At 51.0% G+C, this 17,342-nt stretch carries 17 protein-coding genes; 7 read left to right on the forward strand and 10 right to left on the reverse strand.

All coding sequences use genetic code 11. From position 1 onward, the window contains the following. Positions 1–103: 103 nt before the first annotated feature. Entirely contained in the window at positions 104–346 is a 243-nt protein-coding gene (locus GZZ87_RS14140; protein ID WP_162026465.1) for a hypothetical protein, read from the forward strand. Between the two features lie 46 nt (positions 347–392). Here the strand turns inward: GZZ87_RS14140 and GZZ87_RS14145 are convergent, their stop codons facing one another. The 3 genes from GZZ87_RS14145 to GZZ87_RS14155 form a co-directional block, all read right to left on the reverse strand. Next, entirely contained in the window at positions 393–1,238 is an 846-nt protein-coding gene (locus GZZ87_RS14145; RefSeq protein ID WP_162026466.1) for a PEP-CTERM sorting domain-containing protein, read from the reverse strand. 396 nt (positions 1,239–1,634) lie between these two features. Beyond that, entirely contained in the window at positions 1,635–2,468 is an 834-nt protein-coding gene (locus tag GZZ87_RS14150; RefSeq protein WP_244648112.1) for a DMT family transporter, read from the reverse strand. 180 nt (positions 2,469–2,648) lie between these two features. Continuing rightward, positions 2,649–3,296 (reverse strand): peroxiredoxin-like family protein, encoded by a 648-nt coding sequence (locus GZZ87_RS14155; protein WP_162026468.1) that lies wholly within the window; start codon positions 3,294–3,296, stop codon positions 2,649–2,651. A gap of 149 nt (positions 3,297–3,445) precedes the next feature. Here GZZ87_RS14155 and GZZ87_RS14160 point away from each other — a divergent pair, with 149 nt between their 5' ends. Beyond that, positions 3,446–4,015 carry a peroxiredoxin-like family protein gene (locus GZZ87_RS14160; RefSeq protein ID WP_162026469.1) on the forward strand — a complete coding sequence of 190 codons (570 nt, stop codon included), beginning with the start codon at positions 3,446–3,448 and terminating at the stop codon, positions 4,013–4,015. Positions 4,016–4,112: 97 nt separating this feature from the next. Further along, positions 4,113–4,808: a DUF1080 domain-containing protein gene (locus GZZ87_RS14165; RefSeq protein WP_162026470.1), complete on the forward strand. Its 696-nt coding sequence runs from the start codon at positions 4,113–4,115 to the stop codon at positions 4,806–4,808. 1 nt (position 4,809) lies between these two features. On the opposite strand, the gene GZZ87_RS14170 is transcribed toward GZZ87_RS14165, so the two are convergent. The 7 genes from GZZ87_RS14170 to GZZ87_RS14200 form a co-directional block, all read right to left on the reverse strand. Beyond that, positions 4,810–5,700, reverse strand: a complete 891-nt coding sequence (locus GZZ87_RS14170; RefSeq protein ID WP_162026471.1) for a DMT family transporter — start codon at positions 5,698–5,700, stop codon at positions 4,810–4,812. Positions 5,701–5,774: 74 nt separating this feature from the next. After that, a complete protein-coding gene (locus GZZ87_RS14175) occupies positions 5,775–6,905 on the reverse strand; it encodes a hypothetical protein (protein WP_162026472.1) in 1,131 nt (376 codons plus the stop codon). Positions 6,906–7,068: 163 nt separating this feature from the next. Then, positions 7,069–7,632 (reverse strand): lytic transglycosylase domain-containing protein, encoded by a 564-nt coding sequence (locus GZZ87_RS14180; protein ID WP_162026473.1) that lies wholly within the window; start codon positions 7,630–7,632, stop codon positions 7,069–7,071. Positions 7,633–7,717: 85 nt separating this feature from the next. Beyond that, a complete protein-coding gene (locus GZZ87_RS14185) occupies positions 7,718–8,575 on the reverse strand; it encodes an RluA family pseudouridine synthase (protein ID WP_162026474.1) in 858 nt (285 codons plus the stop codon). Positions 8,576–8,624: 49 nt separating this feature from the next. Then, positions 8,625–9,767 (reverse strand): TonB C-terminal domain-containing protein, encoded by a 1,143-nt coding sequence (locus GZZ87_RS14190; RefSeq protein ID WP_162026475.1) that lies wholly within the window; start codon positions 9,765–9,767, stop codon positions 8,625–8,627. 6 nt (positions 9,768–9,773) lie between these two features. After that, complete coding sequence (locus GZZ87_RS14195) at positions 9,774–10,373, reverse strand: Maf family protein (RefSeq protein WP_162026476.1); 600 nt, start codon at positions 10,371–10,373, stop codon at positions 9,774–9,776. 43 nt (positions 10,374–10,416) lie between these two features. Next, positions 10,417–11,787 carry a TolC family protein gene (locus tag GZZ87_RS14200; protein WP_162026477.1) on the reverse strand — a complete coding sequence of 457 codons (1,371 nt, stop codon included), beginning with the start codon at positions 11,785–11,787 and terminating at the stop codon, positions 10,417–10,419. A 110-nt stretch (positions 11,788–11,897) separates the two neighbouring features. Here GZZ87_RS14200 and GZZ87_RS14205 point away from each other — a divergent pair, with 110 nt between their 5' ends. The 4 genes from GZZ87_RS14205 (at position 11,898) to cls (ending at position 17,270) form a co-directional block, all read left to right on the forward strand. Continuing rightward, positions 11,898–13,544: an NAD+ synthase gene (locus GZZ87_RS14205; RefSeq protein ID WP_162026478.1), complete on the forward strand. Its 1,647-nt coding sequence runs from the start codon at positions 11,898–11,900 to the stop codon at positions 13,542–13,544. Positions 13,545–13,677: 133 nt separating this feature from the next. Further along, the gene (hemL, locus tag GZZ87_RS14210; protein WP_162026479.1) at positions 13,678–14,955 is read left to right on the forward strand and encodes a glutamate-1-semialdehyde 2,1-aminomutase; all 1,278 of its coding nucleotides are present in this window, start codon (positions 13,678–13,680) and stop codon (positions 14,953–14,955) included. 14 nt (positions 14,956–14,969) lie between these two features. After that, positions 14,970–15,713 (forward strand): hypothetical protein, encoded by a 744-nt coding sequence (locus tag GZZ87_RS14215; RefSeq protein ID WP_162026480.1) that lies wholly within the window; start codon positions 14,970–14,972, stop codon positions 15,711–15,713. Positions 15,714–15,815: 102 nt separating this feature from the next. Next, the gene (cls, locus tag GZZ87_RS14220; protein WP_162026481.1) at positions 15,816–17,270 is read left to right on the forward strand and encodes a cardiolipin synthase; all 1,455 of its coding nucleotides are present in this window, start codon (positions 15,816–15,818) and stop codon (positions 17,268–17,270) included. Positions 17,271–17,342: the final 72 nt, after the last annotated feature.

The following is a 17,342-nucleotide window of genomic DNA, read 5'->3' on the forward strand; positions in this document are numbered from 1 at the left end:
AGTTGACACAAGACTTCGGCAACAGTCAATGATGGCATGCATACGCTCAGTCCACGACACCTAGTCGCTTGACTACGAGAGTAATCGGATAATCCTGCAACGGATGACTACGCCGATTGAAGAAAATTTCAAATACTACAAGAAAGCCGAAACGAAGGCGCTCGAAATCCTAGCGGAGATGAAGGCGACCACTCCTAAGAAAATGGACATTGAACTCGCGCTCCTCGTCGCGATTTTCGAGCTGCACAAAGGCGAGATGCCCGCCGAAGCAATCAGCAAAATCGTGCAAGGTCACCTGGAAACGGTTGAGCCCTATTACGCCGCTCAGGCACCGGAAAAAACTTGATCGAGGGGCACCACAAACATGAAAACACTATAACTGCAGCAAGTAGTTAAGCACGTCGCACGGAGCGACGCCTAAAGACTAAGCCCAAGCTAGCGACTCCAATCAAGAGTGCCGCCGCAGAAGGCTCAGGCACGACTGTCACGAGAAGGTTGTCTGCATATGCTTTATGATTTGTTCCATCGTTCTGGTCAAAAAAATCAACTCGAAGACCGTTCGTAAAGCCAGCGTTGAAGTCCTCGTCCAAGTCTAGATCTAAAACCGTGCCACTGACACTGGTCTCTACAGCATCTAGGTTTTGCAGCTCCCAAGCCATATCATACAGACCTCCGGAACCACGCGCAAAAGAGAATGTAAAGCTCTGCCACGTATTAGCACCGAAGTTAGTGACGGCTGTCTGTTTAACACCACCTATAAAAATTGAGCCTTCACGGTCATTGCGGATCTCAAAACTAGGCTCTGGGTCTTCATCAATATTAAGCATAGAAACACGCACACTGTCGTTTTCATTGGTGCCATCACGTGAGTTGTAGAAATCAAATTTGACCGTCATGCCGTCTAGGTATTCGTAATCCGGGAAGTAAAAATCACCCGCATTCGAATTAACGGTCTGATCTCCTCCGCCTAGCACTTGGCTAGAGGTATTGCCTTTGGTGGCGTCGGGATTCTGGCCTACCCACTGTTGACCACTTTTTAGCTTATAGAACCCACCAATGTCGCCGGTGCTCGGAAAAGTGGTTACAAGTCCATAGGTGAGGTCGTCTGTATCCGCTGCTTGGTAGTCTTGGAAGTCGGTTGATAGAACAATTGCATATCCCGCTAATGGTGTGGCTAAAATTCCAATTAGGACTGATTTGGTTAAGCGCGATAAAGCGACTGCTGTAATGTGTCTCATGAAAAATGAAGTCTCAAATGTGTGCGTAATGATAGTTACTGAAGGCGTAGTGTGGCTACGCCGACGAGCAGTTCAGTTGGATATGACATCACAGCCCCTTAGCAGCTTCTACTAATAGCTGCGAACACTTTAATTACATCAATCAGGTTGTCAAATGATCCGATCTTTTTTGATATACCTCGACGAATGGCTCTTCAGGTCGTAACGAAAATAGTGAAACGGCATGGATGGCGCAGTCACATCTAGTGGCCAACCCAAAGGGGGTAAAAAGTAAAATATATAGATCTGATTAACCCCCTGCTCCATTTAGTGAAGATGAATGCCACGCAAGGTAAGGGTAAGACGCTGACAACATCGGAAGATATCGCCTGAGCGAGTCGGGACCTTCAACTCCGATTAGCGACTCGCAACACGTTTCTTTTTGAGCACTAAAGCTACTCCACCAAGAATTAGAGCCGACGCAGAGAGCAGCCGGCCAGTCAGCTGTTCAGAAGCGAACAGCAGGCCACCAAATGATGCCAGCACAGGCACCACTAATTGCAAACCAGCCGCTCGTGTTGCGCTTAATTCTCGTAACACCATATACCAAATCGCGTAACCAGTCGCCGAAGCTAAAACACCAGACATTACAGCCCAAACCAGCCCTGCACTGGACCAAACTAAGGAATCCAGAGACACAATTATAATAAGCAAAGCAACTGGACTAGCTCTTAAGAAGTTACCAGCCGTATCTCGAACCGGATCCGTAGAAGCCTGTCCCAGAAGCGTATACGCACCCCAAGCAACGCCAGAGGTCGCCATCATCAGTCCAGCAGAGAGCGCAGGAGCCCCGACACCAGGGACTAGAAGAAGCCAAGCCAAGCCAATGAGCGCGAGCGTCAGCCCACTGACTTGAAGCTTCGAAGGCAGCTCGCCACGCGCAATGGACCAAACTACCATCGTGATTTGCACCAGTCCAAATAGAATGAGCGCTCCGACCCCTGTATCTAAATCAAGATAAGCCCAAGAAAATGAGACCATGTATATCGCCAGAGACAGCCCTCCAGCCAGTGTGCCACTGTGCATGAGCTGCTTTGCTTTATTTTGAAACAGATAAAAGCTGAACCAAGCCAGCGCGCCAGAAATGATACGAACTGCCGTAAACAGATTTGCATCGATCAATTCGCCCTTAAGAGCCACACGGCAAAGAACTGAATTTCCCGCAAAAGCCACTAAGGCGACAGCGGTCATGATAGATAAGCGAGTTACAGACATTTTTCTTTTTCCGCGCACCCTATGGCGTTGCGTCATACCCTTCAAGCGGTGGGCTATCGAGTCGAGATGGCACGAACCAATAACGCATCGATTTTCGCCAAAGGAACGAAAACAGGTCCTCGCCCCAAAGGCGAATGACAGCAGCGACGCCTCCCGTTAAAGGCGCTCCAATGCTTCGAGAATATCAGACGGTTCGGCACGTTTTCGATAATCCACATCAACAAACTTCCAGACCACTATGCCCTCGCGGTTGACAACAAATGTAGCTGGAATCGGAAGAATGTTGCCATTGCCTCCATTGATGGCGGCTAAATCAAGTTTCCGATCCACTCGCATATGCTCTAGGAGAAGCTCAGGCACTTCCCAAGCGACACCATAACGGGCGGCAACACTCGCTCCTTGATCGGAGAGGACGGGGAAATCTAAGTCGCTCTTTTCGCGCTGCGATAACGAAGCATCCGGCATTTGAGGGCTAATTAAGACCAATTCCGCCCCCTGAGCATGGATTTCAGCGAGTCGGTTCTGAAGCGCACGAAGTTCCAGGTTACAGTAGGGGCACCAACTGCCTCGGTAAAAGCTCACAATCAGTGGTCCCTTGGCCAGCAACTTTGAAAGTGCGATTCGACGACCTGACGCATCAGGCAATTCAAAATCAGGTGCGGGTGCTCCAATCTCTGGAGTATGGCTGCCAGCTTCGAAGTTACGTGCTTCGTCCAAGACGTCATCCACGGATTGCATAAACTCGGGTTTGGCCGAGCGCGTTTTTTCAATCTGAGCATCTGTTTGTTCGCGAAGTGTTGTCATGCCATGTTCTACGGGAGTTCAAGTGCTTTATCAACTCGCGGTATGATTTTCCCATGCAATTTGTAATTCTTACAGTCACTCTTCGAAGTGGATGCCTCCATCTATTTAGTTTCTAGGGAATATGTCATCACTTCACCACTCAAATACCCATGCTCAAAAAATTAACTAAGTCACTGATCCTATGCCTCACATGCGCCTCCGCGCCCGTTCTACTCAATGCAGTTACCGATGACCCTCGCGAAGTGAATCCCATCGAGGTGGGCAGCACGGCACCAGAAGCTGAGCTAAGCGACGTCGAAGGCAATACGGTTGCTTTGAGCGAGGCATTAGGATCAAAAAAGAGCATCCTAATTTTCTACCGAGGTGGCTGGTGCCCCTATTGCACAAAGCACCTCGCAGCCATTGGCCAACATGAGGAGACCATCTTAGAAAAAGGTTATCAGATCATCGCGATCTCACCCGACCTGCCTGAAGCAGCTCAAGAGTATGCTGATGGAATTGAATATAACTACAGCATCTATTCGGATCCTAGCCTGTCCGCAACCAAGGCCTTCGGCCTCGCGTTTGAATCGGTGAGCAAACGAACAAAAGCCAAACGAATTCTACCAGTCCCAGCGGTATTCATCACCGATACCGAGGGGCGCATCACCTACCGCCACTTCGATGTGAACTACAAAAAGCGCCTCTCAGCCGAAGACTTGCTGAAAGCCCTCGATTAAGATGGCGACATCGGCAAGGAACACGCCATAGCACCATGCCCTCCTTGCGGTTTGACACTGAATGGCGGGCTTCATACAAGTGCGCACCATGAGGTTTTTGTCTGCACTTCCACTCACTCTCCTACCCCTGCTCTCCTGCTTTGCCTCGGCTGAGCCAGTCGTAGACTCGCCCGAACCGCAACTGAAAGGCGATCAGGTAGTTCAGTTGATCACCGATCACTCTCTAGAAGGCTGGAAGGTTCCCTCGACACGATGGTCGATCAAGGATGGAGCGATCACGGGTGACACCATGGGAGTGAAACTCCAGACCCCAGAATGGCTCTATACGAACGACAGCTTTACTGACTTCATCTTCTCCGCTGAAGTCAAGCTGAGCGGCGGCCCGAAGGCCAACTCGGGGATCTACTTTCGCGTCACCCCCTTTACCTTCACTCGAGGCAAGCCGGGGACGAAATATGAAGCGCCCTCAGGATATGAGTATGATGCGGGGCTTGGCAGCAGGCACAATGGTTCACTCGGAGACTGGTATGCCCGCCCGAAGCTGAGAATATTTGCCGATCAAAAGGTAATGAAGCAGATCTTCAAAGCCGAAGACTGGAACCGCATGACCATCCGAGCCAAAGGCAAGCATATCGAATACTGGTTAAACGGAACGAAGATCATCGACTACACCGACAATGATCCCAAACGCTCCAAAGCGGGACCGATTGGCATACAAATGCACGACAATCTCGTGATGAAGGTAGCGCTTAGGAAAGCCGTCATCCTCCCCCTCGTCGATGATCAGAAGTGACCTAGGTCATTTTCGATGACAGGGACACCTTCGCACTACTAGTTCTAAAATTCTCAATTGTTGCTGCCCCCATGACGAGCGCGCAACCAATCAGAAGTTTCGTATTTGGCATTTCATCGAGTAACAGTGCACTAAAAACCATGCTATAGGGCACCATTAAGCTGGATATAATCAATACACTCCGGGCTCCCAGCACACGTAATGCAGATAGATTTAAAAAGTGCGGTAATGCGGTAAAGATTGAGCCTAGAATCAACAAGTAGCCCACATTCCCCTGAACTGCTTCAAAGTCGGTATTGAAACCAAAATAAGCAAACAGCGCCCCCACTCCGAGCAATTGATAAAACAATAGGGTCATACCAGAAGCACTACGCACCCGCGAGCGAGTATGCAGAATCTGGCGCATGGCGAGAAAGAATGCCGAGACGACTCCAAGTAAAACGCCCTGGGTGAATTCATTCTTCCAACTAAGGTCTGGAGCCAGAAACAGCACACCGATAAATACAACGACTCCAAGTAACAGGTCGATCACATCAGGCCACACCTTATGTATCGCCGCTTCGATCAACACCGATAGGACTGGTGAAACATACAGCGCCGTAATGCCAATTGCCACGCTAGACAGCTGAATCGCCGCGAAATACGTGCCCCAATGCAAGCCGAGAATGCAACCGATGCCGATCTGCATCCACATATCTCGTTGATGCGCCAACCGTAAAGACTGCCTACGTATACGACACAGAATAACAACTGACACCACTGCGACTACAGTGCGCCAGAACGTAATCACCTCAGCAGGCAACTCAATCAGTTTTGCGAATAGTGCCGTGCCTCCAAACAGCAAGGCAGCCAAGTGTGCATGCAAGATGCATTGCTTTCTCGAAGCGATCATTCAGGTGTCTTTGCAGAAAGACACAGTGCAGGTCAAACTCAGTTTAGTTAGATTTTCAGAGAATCAAACAAGTCTCAATCATCGGTGCGCACCCCGGCCTCGACTTCCCCTTGCTCAATAAATGCTTCACGCTCACTCATAGAATTGAGCCGATCGATCAGAGAATCTTCCACCTCTTGCACATATTGGCTACGCGTCTCCAATTCACTCGTCGCAGCCTTTAAATTCTCGAGTTTCGATTCGAGCTCTTGCTCCCGAATACGTAACGAATCCTCCGGTGATAGATCGGGCGCGGCACCCATGTCGCTCTCACGGATCAGTTCACCTTTAAGCTGATTGAGCTCCGTCTTTTGCAATTCGACGACATGCTTGTCCTCTTGAAGGCTTAAACGCAACGCATCGATCTCCTGCTCTTTTCGCTTTAATCGCTCTAAATCCAATGCACTGGACTCGCCTGAACCTTGTTGTGCACTTAGATTCTCTTGCATCTGCTCCATTTGAGCCTCCGCAACTTCAATTTCAGACAGACGTGAGATAACCAAATCTTCGGCCTGCAGCAATGCGTCAGAGCGAAGTTGGATATCTTCACGTGCATTCTGCAGCTCTTTCTCATCATTGATTAATCGCTCCTGTAGCGCCGAAATGTCAGCGCGCTTTCTCGCGAGTTGAAGACGATCTTGTTGAATGCGGGCTTCGTCATCCTTAATCGCCTTACGCTGATCATGCAGATTTGACATCTCAGAGCGGCTCAACACATGGCCGACCATATTCTTTTGATCAGCCAAGGTCTTGGAATGCTGCTTACATAAAAACGGCACGACGAGCTCCTGCCATGCCTGTCGCTCAACTGTGCTAAGTGTATGCGTCTGCCCCTCTTCAGTTTGCACCGCGATCACTCCAGGACGAATATCTTCGATGCGATCAGGGGCTTTGGCCGCAGCCATAATGAGCGCATGCGATTGCTTCTGAGATTTACTAGAGGGCACCAGTATCAGAAAAAACATATTCAAACTCACAAATCCTACGCCACCGAAGACGAATATGGATGCCATACGACTATCAAAAATAATAAAGGTAACGATGGCCACCACGATCGCGATGAGCAACGAGAAGGCGACAGCCCGTATGAGACAACGGGATGCGTTTCGCTCAAAGTGCTTACCTACATTCGTATCTAAATTTTCAAGACGATATCCTCGTTTCATTTGATATACAAAGTGCCTAGCGTGGCGAACTGTTCAAGAGCAGCAGCGCATTTCAAAGCGCATTCATCTACTTTTAACAGCATATGAAGCCCACCCCCTGCATTGATTACAGAGCATTCAAATACGATCTACGCAGATTCTACCGATAAATACTGAGGAGAACTCACTGCACGACTATTTCTGGCGGCGGAACAGGCCTCACATTCCCCGAGAAGATACGTTCATAGATTTCGTTTTTTGGTGGTTTGATCTGCTTCATATCAAACTCTTTATCCTTCACATAATAGGGCCCGTAACGATAACTCGCCGCCAACAATGGGTAGCTAAATGCATCATTCGACTTCAAATACGCACGGCAATATACCAGATAATCAATGGCGATACGTATATTTAACTGCCATTCCCATGCTAAACTATAGGACTCATCTGTCACTTGCTCCCATGCTGGACGAGTCACCTGCATGATGCCACGTGCCACCGAACTTCGAGCCTTCGCATTTAGGCTACTCTCGGCCCAAGCCACAGCATACACGAACTCCGGATCTAAATCAGCCTGACTGGAGAGCTCATTGATCAGCGCCCAGACATCTTCTGGTAGCACTTGTTCACGAGTTGGGCTATATTTCTGAGTGAGGAATATCGTCAAACACCCAAGCAGCACCCCTAGCGCCACTGCAACCCGAATAATGAGGCGTTCGTCTCGGTGGTAGTGATGATCGATGGGCATATCCGAGAGTGAAACACGCTTGGCACTATCTAACAAACAAAAGTCGCGTTTACCCCAAGAGTTGGGCTTGGGACAAAAACCGCTACTAACGACGAAAGCGACGTCCCTCTAAGGCACTGCGACCTGATGGTGCTTTCGACGCCATCGGAACGGGTGCTTTGCCGGCATGGAGACCTGGGCGAAAACGCATCACTGTAGCAAAGGCTTCTGGAAGTTCAGATACGGCCTTAAACTCATGCATCTGCCCCTTAAACGCATAGCGCATAGAAGTTTCGCCGGAGTGGAGCATCATGCGCCTCTCACCTGTTTCCATGGCGACCTCTTTATTAAAACTAAAGCTACCATATGTGCGGTCACCGACCACAGGGTGCCGATGATTTTGACACTGCACACGCAACTGATGGGTGCGCCCAGTCAATGGCATCAAGCGAAGCAGCGCGACAGGAAACCCTCCAGTCGGTGTCTTGATCACCTGATAACGCGTCTTAGCAGGAATGAGTTGACCGCCCTTAATTAGCTTCTTTCCACGATACACGTTCTTCTTTAATTGATCACTCCAAGAGCCTGCAGGTATCGCTGGCGCATGCTTAACTAACGCATAGTAAATCTTGCTCACCTTATGCGTTGAGAACATCTGTTTGATCGTGGTATTGATCTCGTCGTTCAATGCGAGTAGAATCACGCCAGATGTCGGCGAATCGAGACGATTGATCAGCCATGCACGGTGCTCCACATCACCGACCTTCCATGTAAACACCTCCTCGTCGTAATCATAATGAGCCTGGAGCAGCGCACGCTTCGTCTCTTCGTCCGTATTCGGATGCGACATTACCCCTGCAGGCTTATCGAGCGCGACGATACCATGTTTGTTTGAAGTAATCAAACGAACCCCGAGTCCTAAAGGCAAATCACTGACTTGTGTTGTATGTGAGTGGGCAATCATAAATAAAAAGTAAAAATAAGCCGAAGCGGGCAATTAGCACAATTACATTTTAACGATAGTGAAAGCTGACCTCTAACACACGCTCTTGCCCGAACACTTTCACCATTTCCTTTGTCCACGGGCGAAAGGGCGAACGCTTCGTGAGCGCGGTCTGACAGATCAAACTCGCTATCTCACTGGCGGTTGTGTGCAAAATTTCGACGTCGTGAATCACTCCATCTGCGGTAATTCGAAAACGCACGACCACGCGGGTGGATGTATCGATCGGCTGGAAGAACTCGATCTCTTGATACCATCCTGCCTGGAGTGCTGCGTAAAACTGCTGCTCATATTCGCCAAACTCACTAAAGGTCGCATCGATCGCTAATGCCCCACGGCGACTCGCGGAGCCTTCAGAGCGCATTAACGGCCCATGGATCAAGTCAGGAGACAATGTTGGACGCGCACGTGGCATCGGCTTCACGTTCGCACCACCGCTACCATCGCCCTCCTGCTGGGCTTGTTGCTCCACGGTCTGCGGTTGTGGCTTATAAACATTAATCGGGGCATCGGGAACCGGATTTTCGACGACTTCCTCACCGACGCCAGGCGTTTCAAGGCTGCTCCCAGGACCGTCTTCAGTTACAGGCTTCTGCTGAATAAATGCGGGGGCAGGCAATGGCTCGGCTGGCGGAACCATCGCTGCCGCTTCCGCACCGGCCTTACCGCCGTCAGTGCCCTCGCCTTCGCCAGGTTGAACGGCAGGCGCATAGACACCGGGAGTCACTGGCGGCACTTGCTCCATCGCACCTTGCACGATTTTTTGTGAATCTTCCTCGCCATCAACGCTGGGCGCATCGAGTAGTGCCTCGTTGGGATTCTCATCAGCGGCTTGCTGTGCCCGAAAAGAATACTGATCCTTGCGATCCGGCTCATTTTCAGGCGCTTCGGGATTGGCTTCAACGAATTTCAACTCTTCGGGGACGATGGGCTCAGGCGGCAGAAGCATTACTTCCATTTCCTCATTGCTCAGATCTGCAGATGCATCCGAGTTCATTAACACATCTGGCAATAGCACAATCGCACTGATATGAACCAACAGCGCTACCAACAGAGCCGCCGATGTCGTCCACCACTGCTCTCGCCGTGCTTCGTAAAACGGATTCTCCGTGCGTATTGCTGTAGATGATTGAACCAAAGTGTGTGTAGACAATCAGTTTTATGCGCGAAAATCAAAGCCGAGTTCTAATAAGCGAGCTTCCAGCGCTTGAATCGGCAATCCCATGACATTTTCGACCGACCCATCAACTGCTTCGATGATCATCTCGCGCCCAGATTGAATACCATAGGCACCCGCTTTATCGAGCGGGTTAACGCACTGAAAATACTTAGTAATCGTAGCATCATCCAAGGTTTTAAAACGAACCTGGCTGGCTTCCACAAAATCATCGCACACTTCGCCAGCCTGCCAACGCAGTGCGATCGCAGTATAGACAGTATGTTCACGACCAGAAAGCTGCTTTAACATTGAGCGCGCCTCATCCAGATCGACTGGCTTATTGAGCACGATACCGTCCAGCGCGACGGTGGTATCCGAACCAAGCACTAACGAATCGGGATACTCGCGAACTAGAGCATCTGCCTTCAATCCCGCATTATTGATGACCATCTGTGCAGGGCCACCGTCAGGCGAATTATGTTCTTCAACATCGGCTGGTCTGACGCAAAACGACAGACCGATGCGTTCGAGCAGTTCACTGCGCCGAGGGGAGGCAGAGGCGAGGATGAGTTGTTGTGGGTGCGGAGCTGCTTGGTTCATGTTCTAAAGTTTCGCAGCAAGCTCTCTACTTCTTTGACAAAGATCAATCCAAGACCGTCTCAACTGCACCGATTGCACGGGCAAAGGCCAGACGACTCAGGCTATATAGATAAGCCGAGTTCAAGTGACTGAGTTCAGCATCGGCGAGACCTTGCTGCGCATCGATTAGCTCGCGGTTATCTGCGAGCCCTTCACGGTAGCGTAAACTAGCCTGCTTCACTTCGTCATGACCAAGCACGATCTCCTGACTAGAGAGCTCAATCTCTTGATAGCGAGAGTTCATATCGAACATAGAGGTGCGAAACTCGCTCTCGATCTCTCGTTCCAGCACGCGCATTTGATAACTCGCTTGTCGAGCCGCTGCTGCTGCCTCGCGCTTTTGCGACCGAATACGCCCTCCCTCAAAGATCGGCACCGAGGCGCGCACCCCGACCAGCCAGGCTTTATCATAATCACCATCAAAAGCCTCATTCGAGTCATACCCCCAATCCCCAAACAGCTCCACACTTGGCAAGCGCCTCCAGGACGCCGCCTTACGCGCTAACAATGCCTGATCCAAGCGCTTCTTTTGACTCGCAAGTTCAGGCCGAGAACCAATCAATGACGCACCCTTCACTTCATACTCTGCCATCGCCGGAGGCTGGCGTAGCTCATTAATCAAAGACTCATCCAAGTGCAACTCTGAGTCCAAATCTAGATCCAGTAATGCCTTCAATTGTAGTAACGACGTCTTCACACGCGTTTTTGCAATCCAAAGATCGCGCTCATCTTGTAAGACCCGAGATTCCGCACGCGTCACATCAATCCGAACCCCCGCTCCGGCGGCCAACTGGTCATTCGCCAATTTCAAAAGCTCCTGACTGCGCTTAATATTACCTTTAACGATCTTTTCTCGATTCAGATCTCGCAACTGAGTAAAATACAGCAACACCGCCTGATCGAGTATATCCTGCACCGCCACCTCATAATTCATTTCCGCGATGTCGTGCTCCAACTTGGCGATTCGATAACTTGCATATTTATCAGCATCAAATACTGTCTGAGTTCCTTCCACGCGAGTGCCGAACGAGTTGAATGGCGACGAATCAAATGCATCGCCCGCAAAACCACGCCCAAACTGCTGCCGAGTCTGCGAAGCTGTCAGTGCCATCTGAGGTAACAAAGCCGCGCGCTGTTGAAAACTTTGCTCCAATGCACGGCGCACACTCTCGCGCTCGTAGAGCACTTCCGGACTGGTCTCTTTGATCAGCTCAAACATCGCGTCCAAGGTCATCACCTGCGGCCCGACTTCGACTGTCGTCGCTAAAATCGACGCAACCTCCGCCGCAGTTTCATTCTTCTGAGCAGTCGCGGAAACCGCCAGACACAAGGAAAAGCACAGCAACGCACTGAAAGTCTTGAGTTCTGTAAGCATTGGAAAATAGTCGTCTCTACAAATGGAAAATACGGAAAGAACTGTGACTATCTTTGCAGCTCTCACATTTGCAAGTCGCCAGTTCAAACAATTGTTTTAAAAAATACATTATGAAAATCGGTATCGCTCAAATAAACACCACAGTCGGCGACTTAGCTGGCAATAAGACACTCATACTCAACGCCTACCAAGCGCTCGTAGCCGAAGGCTCGGAATTGATCGTCTTCCCGGAGCTTGCCGTCTGCGGCTATCCACCCCGTGACCTACTCTTTAAAAGCCGCTTCGTAAGCGATATCGAGGCGACACTTAAGTCCATCGCGGCAGAAATCGGCTCGGTGCCCGCAGTGATCGGCACAGTCGAGGCACGTCCAGTCGCTGCAGCAGGTCGCCCGTTCTACAACGCCGCGGCATGGTGCGAAAACGGCGCAGTTCAGACGATGGCTCGCAAGTGCCTGCTGCCCAGTTACGATGTCTTCGATGAAGACCGCTATTTCGAACCAGCAGTCTCCCCTGTCATCCACGAGTGGAACGGCAAGCGCATCGGCCTGACAATTTGCGAAGATATTTGGACCGCACCCTCCGTGCCGACGAATCGCCGCTACAACGTCGACCCACTCACACATTTTGCCGAGCACGGCATCGATCTCCTGCTCAATCTCTCAGCCAGCCCTTGGCATGAAGGAAAGAACGAAGCCCGTGAACCTCTCCTTCAATTTGCAGCGGATCGTTGCAACTGCACCGCAGTTTACTGCAACGCTGTCGGCGGCAATGACGAACTCATCTTCGATGGCGGCAGCCTCGTCGCACACCCAGTGCGCGGACTCATCGCCGGCCTAGCAGCGTTTCGTGACGAAAACCGCATGATCGATATCGATGCACCTGCCTCATTCGTCGTATCCGAGCACTTCAACCTCAAAGGCAACGCAGCCACCCATGATGCACTCGTGCTCGGCCTGCGCGACTACGCCCAGAAGAGCGGCTTTAAGAAGGCACTCATCGGACTTAGCGGTGGTATTGACTCCGCCGTAGTCGCCGTCCTTGCAGCCGAAGCCTTCGGCCCTGAAAACGTGATCGGCATCGCCCTGCCCTCCGCGATTTCAAGCCAACACAGCCGCGACGACGCAGCCGCACTGGCAAAAAACCTAGGCATCCAATATCACGAAGTCGCGATCGCAGACACCGTCAGCGCCGCCGAAGTCGCCCTCAGCCCACTTTTTGAAGGCCTACCCGCTGATGTCACCGAAGAAAACATCCAAGCCCGTGCCCGTGGCGTGCTACTGATGGCAATGTCCAACAAGTTTGGCGCATTGCTACTCACCACAGGTAATAAGAGCGAAATTTCCGTCGGTTACTGCACACTGTATGGCGACATGTGTGGCGGACTCGCCGTGATCTCCGACTTGCCAAAGATGAAGGTTTACGCACTCGCACGCCACATGAACTTGGAGCGCGAAGTCATCCCAGTGAACACGATCGACAAGGCTCCATCGGCCGAATTGCGCCCCGATCAGAAAGATGAAGACTCACTGCCTCCATATCCAGTGCTCGACGGCATCCTGCGACTCTACGTCGAAGAAGGTCTCTCCCGCGCGGAAATCGTCGAACGCGGCTACAAAAAAGACGTCGTCGATGACATCGTGCGCAAGGTTGATCTGAATGAATACAAGCGCAAGCAAGCCGCACCAGGGCTCAAGACAACACCACTTGCCTTCGGCGTCGGCCGCCGCATCCCTATTGTTCAAAAATACATCGGCTAGGCGCGATGCTTGAACGTCGAACATCGAACGCTCAACCTTGAACGTCGAATTATTTAACTAATTTTAAAATCACCTCAACGTATTCAACGTTGGACGTTCGATGTTGAGCGTTCGACGTTCCATTTTTTCAAAAATGACCTCTTCTAACGATCTCTTCGAACGCGCAAAGCAACTCATCCCTGGTGGAGTCAATTCGCCAGTGCGCGCATTCCGCTCTGTCGGCGGCACTCCTTTTTTCACCGAGCGCGCCGACGGCGCTCACCTCTACACCGCAGACGGCAAAGACCTGATCGACTTCGTTTGCACTTGGGGCCCTGCCGTCCACGGGCACAACGATCCTGACATTCGTGCGGCAATCAGCCAGGCGCTGGAGAAAGGCACCAGCTTTGGCACACCGAACCCTTACGAAGTGGAAATGGCGGAGCTCATCGTCGAGATGGTGCCGTCCGTTGAAAAAGTGCGCATGTGTAATAGCGGCACCGAAGCCACTATGTCCGCAATTCGCTTGGCACGTGGCTATACCAAGCGCGATAAGATCATAAAATTCGCGGGCTGCTACCATGGCCATGTGGATTCGCTCTTGGTCAAAGCAGGATCCGGAGCATTGACACTTGGCAACCCAGACAGCGCCGGCATCCCAGCCAGCTTCGCGGCCGAAACCATTGTCGTCGAATATAACGATGCTGACGCAATCCGTGCAGCCTTCCAAAACCATAAGAACGAAATCGCAGCGCTGATTGTCGAGCCATTCCCTGCGAACTGTGGCTTCATACTCCCCGACAAAGGCTACCTAGCATTGCTGCGTGACCTTTGCTATGAAAGTGACACCGTGCTCATTTTTGACGAAGTCATGACAGGTTTCCGCCTCGCAGCCGGTGGCGTGCAAGAGCGCGTATCGATCACGCCCGACCTCACCTGCATGGGTAAAATCATCGGTGGCGGACTGCCCGTCGGAGCCTTTGGCGGTAAAGCCGAGATCATGGATCAGCTCGCCCCTCTCGGCCCAGTCTATCAAGCAGGCACATTGAGCGGCAATCCACTGGCAATGGCAGCCGGCATCGCCGCGCTTAAAAAGCTGAAGACCGACAACCCGTATCCAGCGTTCGAAAAGATGGGCACTACGATTCGCAATGCATTGATCAATGCCGCGATTGAAAAAGGCATGCCACTGCAAGTGCCACAAGTCGGCTCCATGTTTGGCATATTCTTTAGCGAGTATCCAGTTCGCAACTACAACGACGCGATCAGCAGCGACACGCAGCAATTTAACAAGCTCTTCCATTACGCGATGGATCACGGCGTCTATCTACCGCCATCAGCCTACGAGACTTGTTTCATCTGCACTGCCCACAATGGCAGCGACATCGAACGCGCAGCCGAAGTGCTCGCCGCTGGCATCAAAGCAATCTAGCGAAACAGAGCACCATGCACAGCTCAGTTCAGAAACTACTGACTCGACTGTGCTACCTTTTAATCGTGGCGCTGGTTTTTTCCTACACACGAAAAGACCAGCTGCCCGATTACACTTCGATTGATCAGCGACTGCTGCAGGCTCCCTTACAGCAGTCGATCGCCGCGTCCCCATTTAACATTGATTTCAAAGGTCGCAGCTACCAAGTGCGCCCCCGTGCAAGCTACGAGTTACACGGCCTAATTGTCTCCCACAACAATCCACAAGGCATCGGCGACATTTACCACGACTCCACATCAATCGACACGAAAGACCTCTGCGTGATCTGGGGACTAAATGTCCGAAGTAATGCATTTAACAAGGTCAGATACTGGAGCAATGCTTGGACGTGCTACTGCCAGTGGAACGAAAATGGTCTTCGCTTTTCACCAAGTCTATTATCAAATAATCACCTAATCACAGACAACGATGCAATCCGTCGTAAGATCTCAAACGTTGGTATCGGTGATCAAATTAAAATCAAAGGCATGCTGGTTGATTACCAGGAAATCGGCAGTCAAGGTGGGTGGCGCAATAGTAGCCTCACCCGTTCCGACTCTGGCAATGGAGCATGCGAAGTGGTTTTCGTCAAAGAACTCAAAGTGCTTCGCAGCACCAACCGTATCTGGCGCAAAGGCTTTCAAGTCGCCCTCATACTGCTCGCAGCAACACTCTGCATTAAATTTACACTTTTCTGGTTCTTCGACACCACGAAATAGGTGCGAGTCCAGAATTGCACAGAGCACTCAATGTGTTCATAGATGATCCCCTTTAGTCGACGGGCTACACCAGCGATCTAACCGAACTCGCCATTAACTGACATGACCGACTACATCACCATAGGCTCACTCACTTCGCTAGCGTATGTATTACTACACGTCGGAATCATTCTTCGAGCGGTCCTTAGGCCCAATCGCGAGCCTGCCTCACGCGTCGCTTGGGTCGTCGTTATTATCGTAATTCCAATAGCTGGGATGATTGCATATTTGCTGTTTGGCGAAACCAGCATCGGTCGTAAACGCGTTGCACGGATGAAAAAAGTCGTTGCCGAGATCGAAGCAACGATGCGTGCGCAAGATCCCGAAAGTGAATTAGAGCCACCCAATATACCTGAAAAATATGCACACTTATTTCAAGTTGGCAGCTCTATCAATCAATTCATCCCCGTCGGAGCAAACTCTGGTTGTCTACTGGAAGACTCAAATGCCACGATCGATGCCATCGTCGCAGATATCGATACAGCCACTGAGCATGTTCATCTGATTTTCTACATCTGGCTAACCGATAACAACGGGTTAAAAATTGTCGATGCGCTCAAGCGTGCAGCTGCACGAAGTGTCACCTGCCGCGTCATGGCCGATGGCCTCGGCTCACGCTCGATGGTGAGCTCGAAGCACTGGAAAGCGATGCAAGCAGCAGGTGTGCACGTCGCCGTCGCGCTGCCCATAGGCAATCCGCTACTGCGCCCATTGCACGGACGTATCGATCTGCGCAATCACCGTAAAATTGTCGTGATCGATCACTGCATTACTTATTGTGGCAGTCAAAATTGCGCCGACCCCGAATTTTTGGTGAAAGCAAAGTATGCGCCATGGGTGGATGCGATGATTCGCTTCGAAGGCCCCATCGCACATCAAAACCAGCAGCTCTTTGCGTCTGACTGGATGGGGCATGTCGATGAAAACTTAAATGAGCTACTGCAAAGAAAACCACAGGCCGACCAGACTGGATTTCCAGCACAAGTCATCGGCACCGGCCCAACCGTTCGCTATTCAGCGATGTCGGAAGTATTCGAGACCTTGATCTACGCCGCACGACAAGAGATCTGCATTACCACGCCCTACTACGTGCCCAATGAATCGATGCAAGAAGCACTCTGTGCCTGCGCGCGCCGTGGGGTCACCACCACTATCATATTCCCTGCCCGCAATGATTCCTGGATCGTCGGCGCAGCCAGTCACAGCTACTATGCCGACTTACTTGAAGCAGGCGTGCGCATTTTTGAATATAAAAGCGGCCTACTTCATACAAAGTCACTGACACTAGATAACGATATCACGCTCATCGGTTCAGCGAATATGGATCGACGCAGTTTCGAATTAAACTACGAGAACAACATTCTACTCTATGACCCCAAGCTCACGCAAACCGTGTGCGAACGACAGGCGCACTACCTAGCCGACTCCAAACAAGTCACTCTAGAAATGGTCGCGGCATGGCCCATCACGCGACGCCTGTGGAATAATACGATTGGTATGTTAGGGCCGATTCTCTAACTGTCGGAATATCATCTCAAGCCCCCCTTACAACTTGCAAAAATCACGACGGTCACGAAACTAACAGATCGA

Origin of the sequence: Lentimonas sp. CC4, from assembly GCF_902728235.1 — a bacterium.
In the GTDB taxonomy this organism is placed as follows: Bacteria; Verrucomicrobiota; Verrucomicrobiia; order Opitutales; family Coraliomargaritaceae; genus Lentimonas.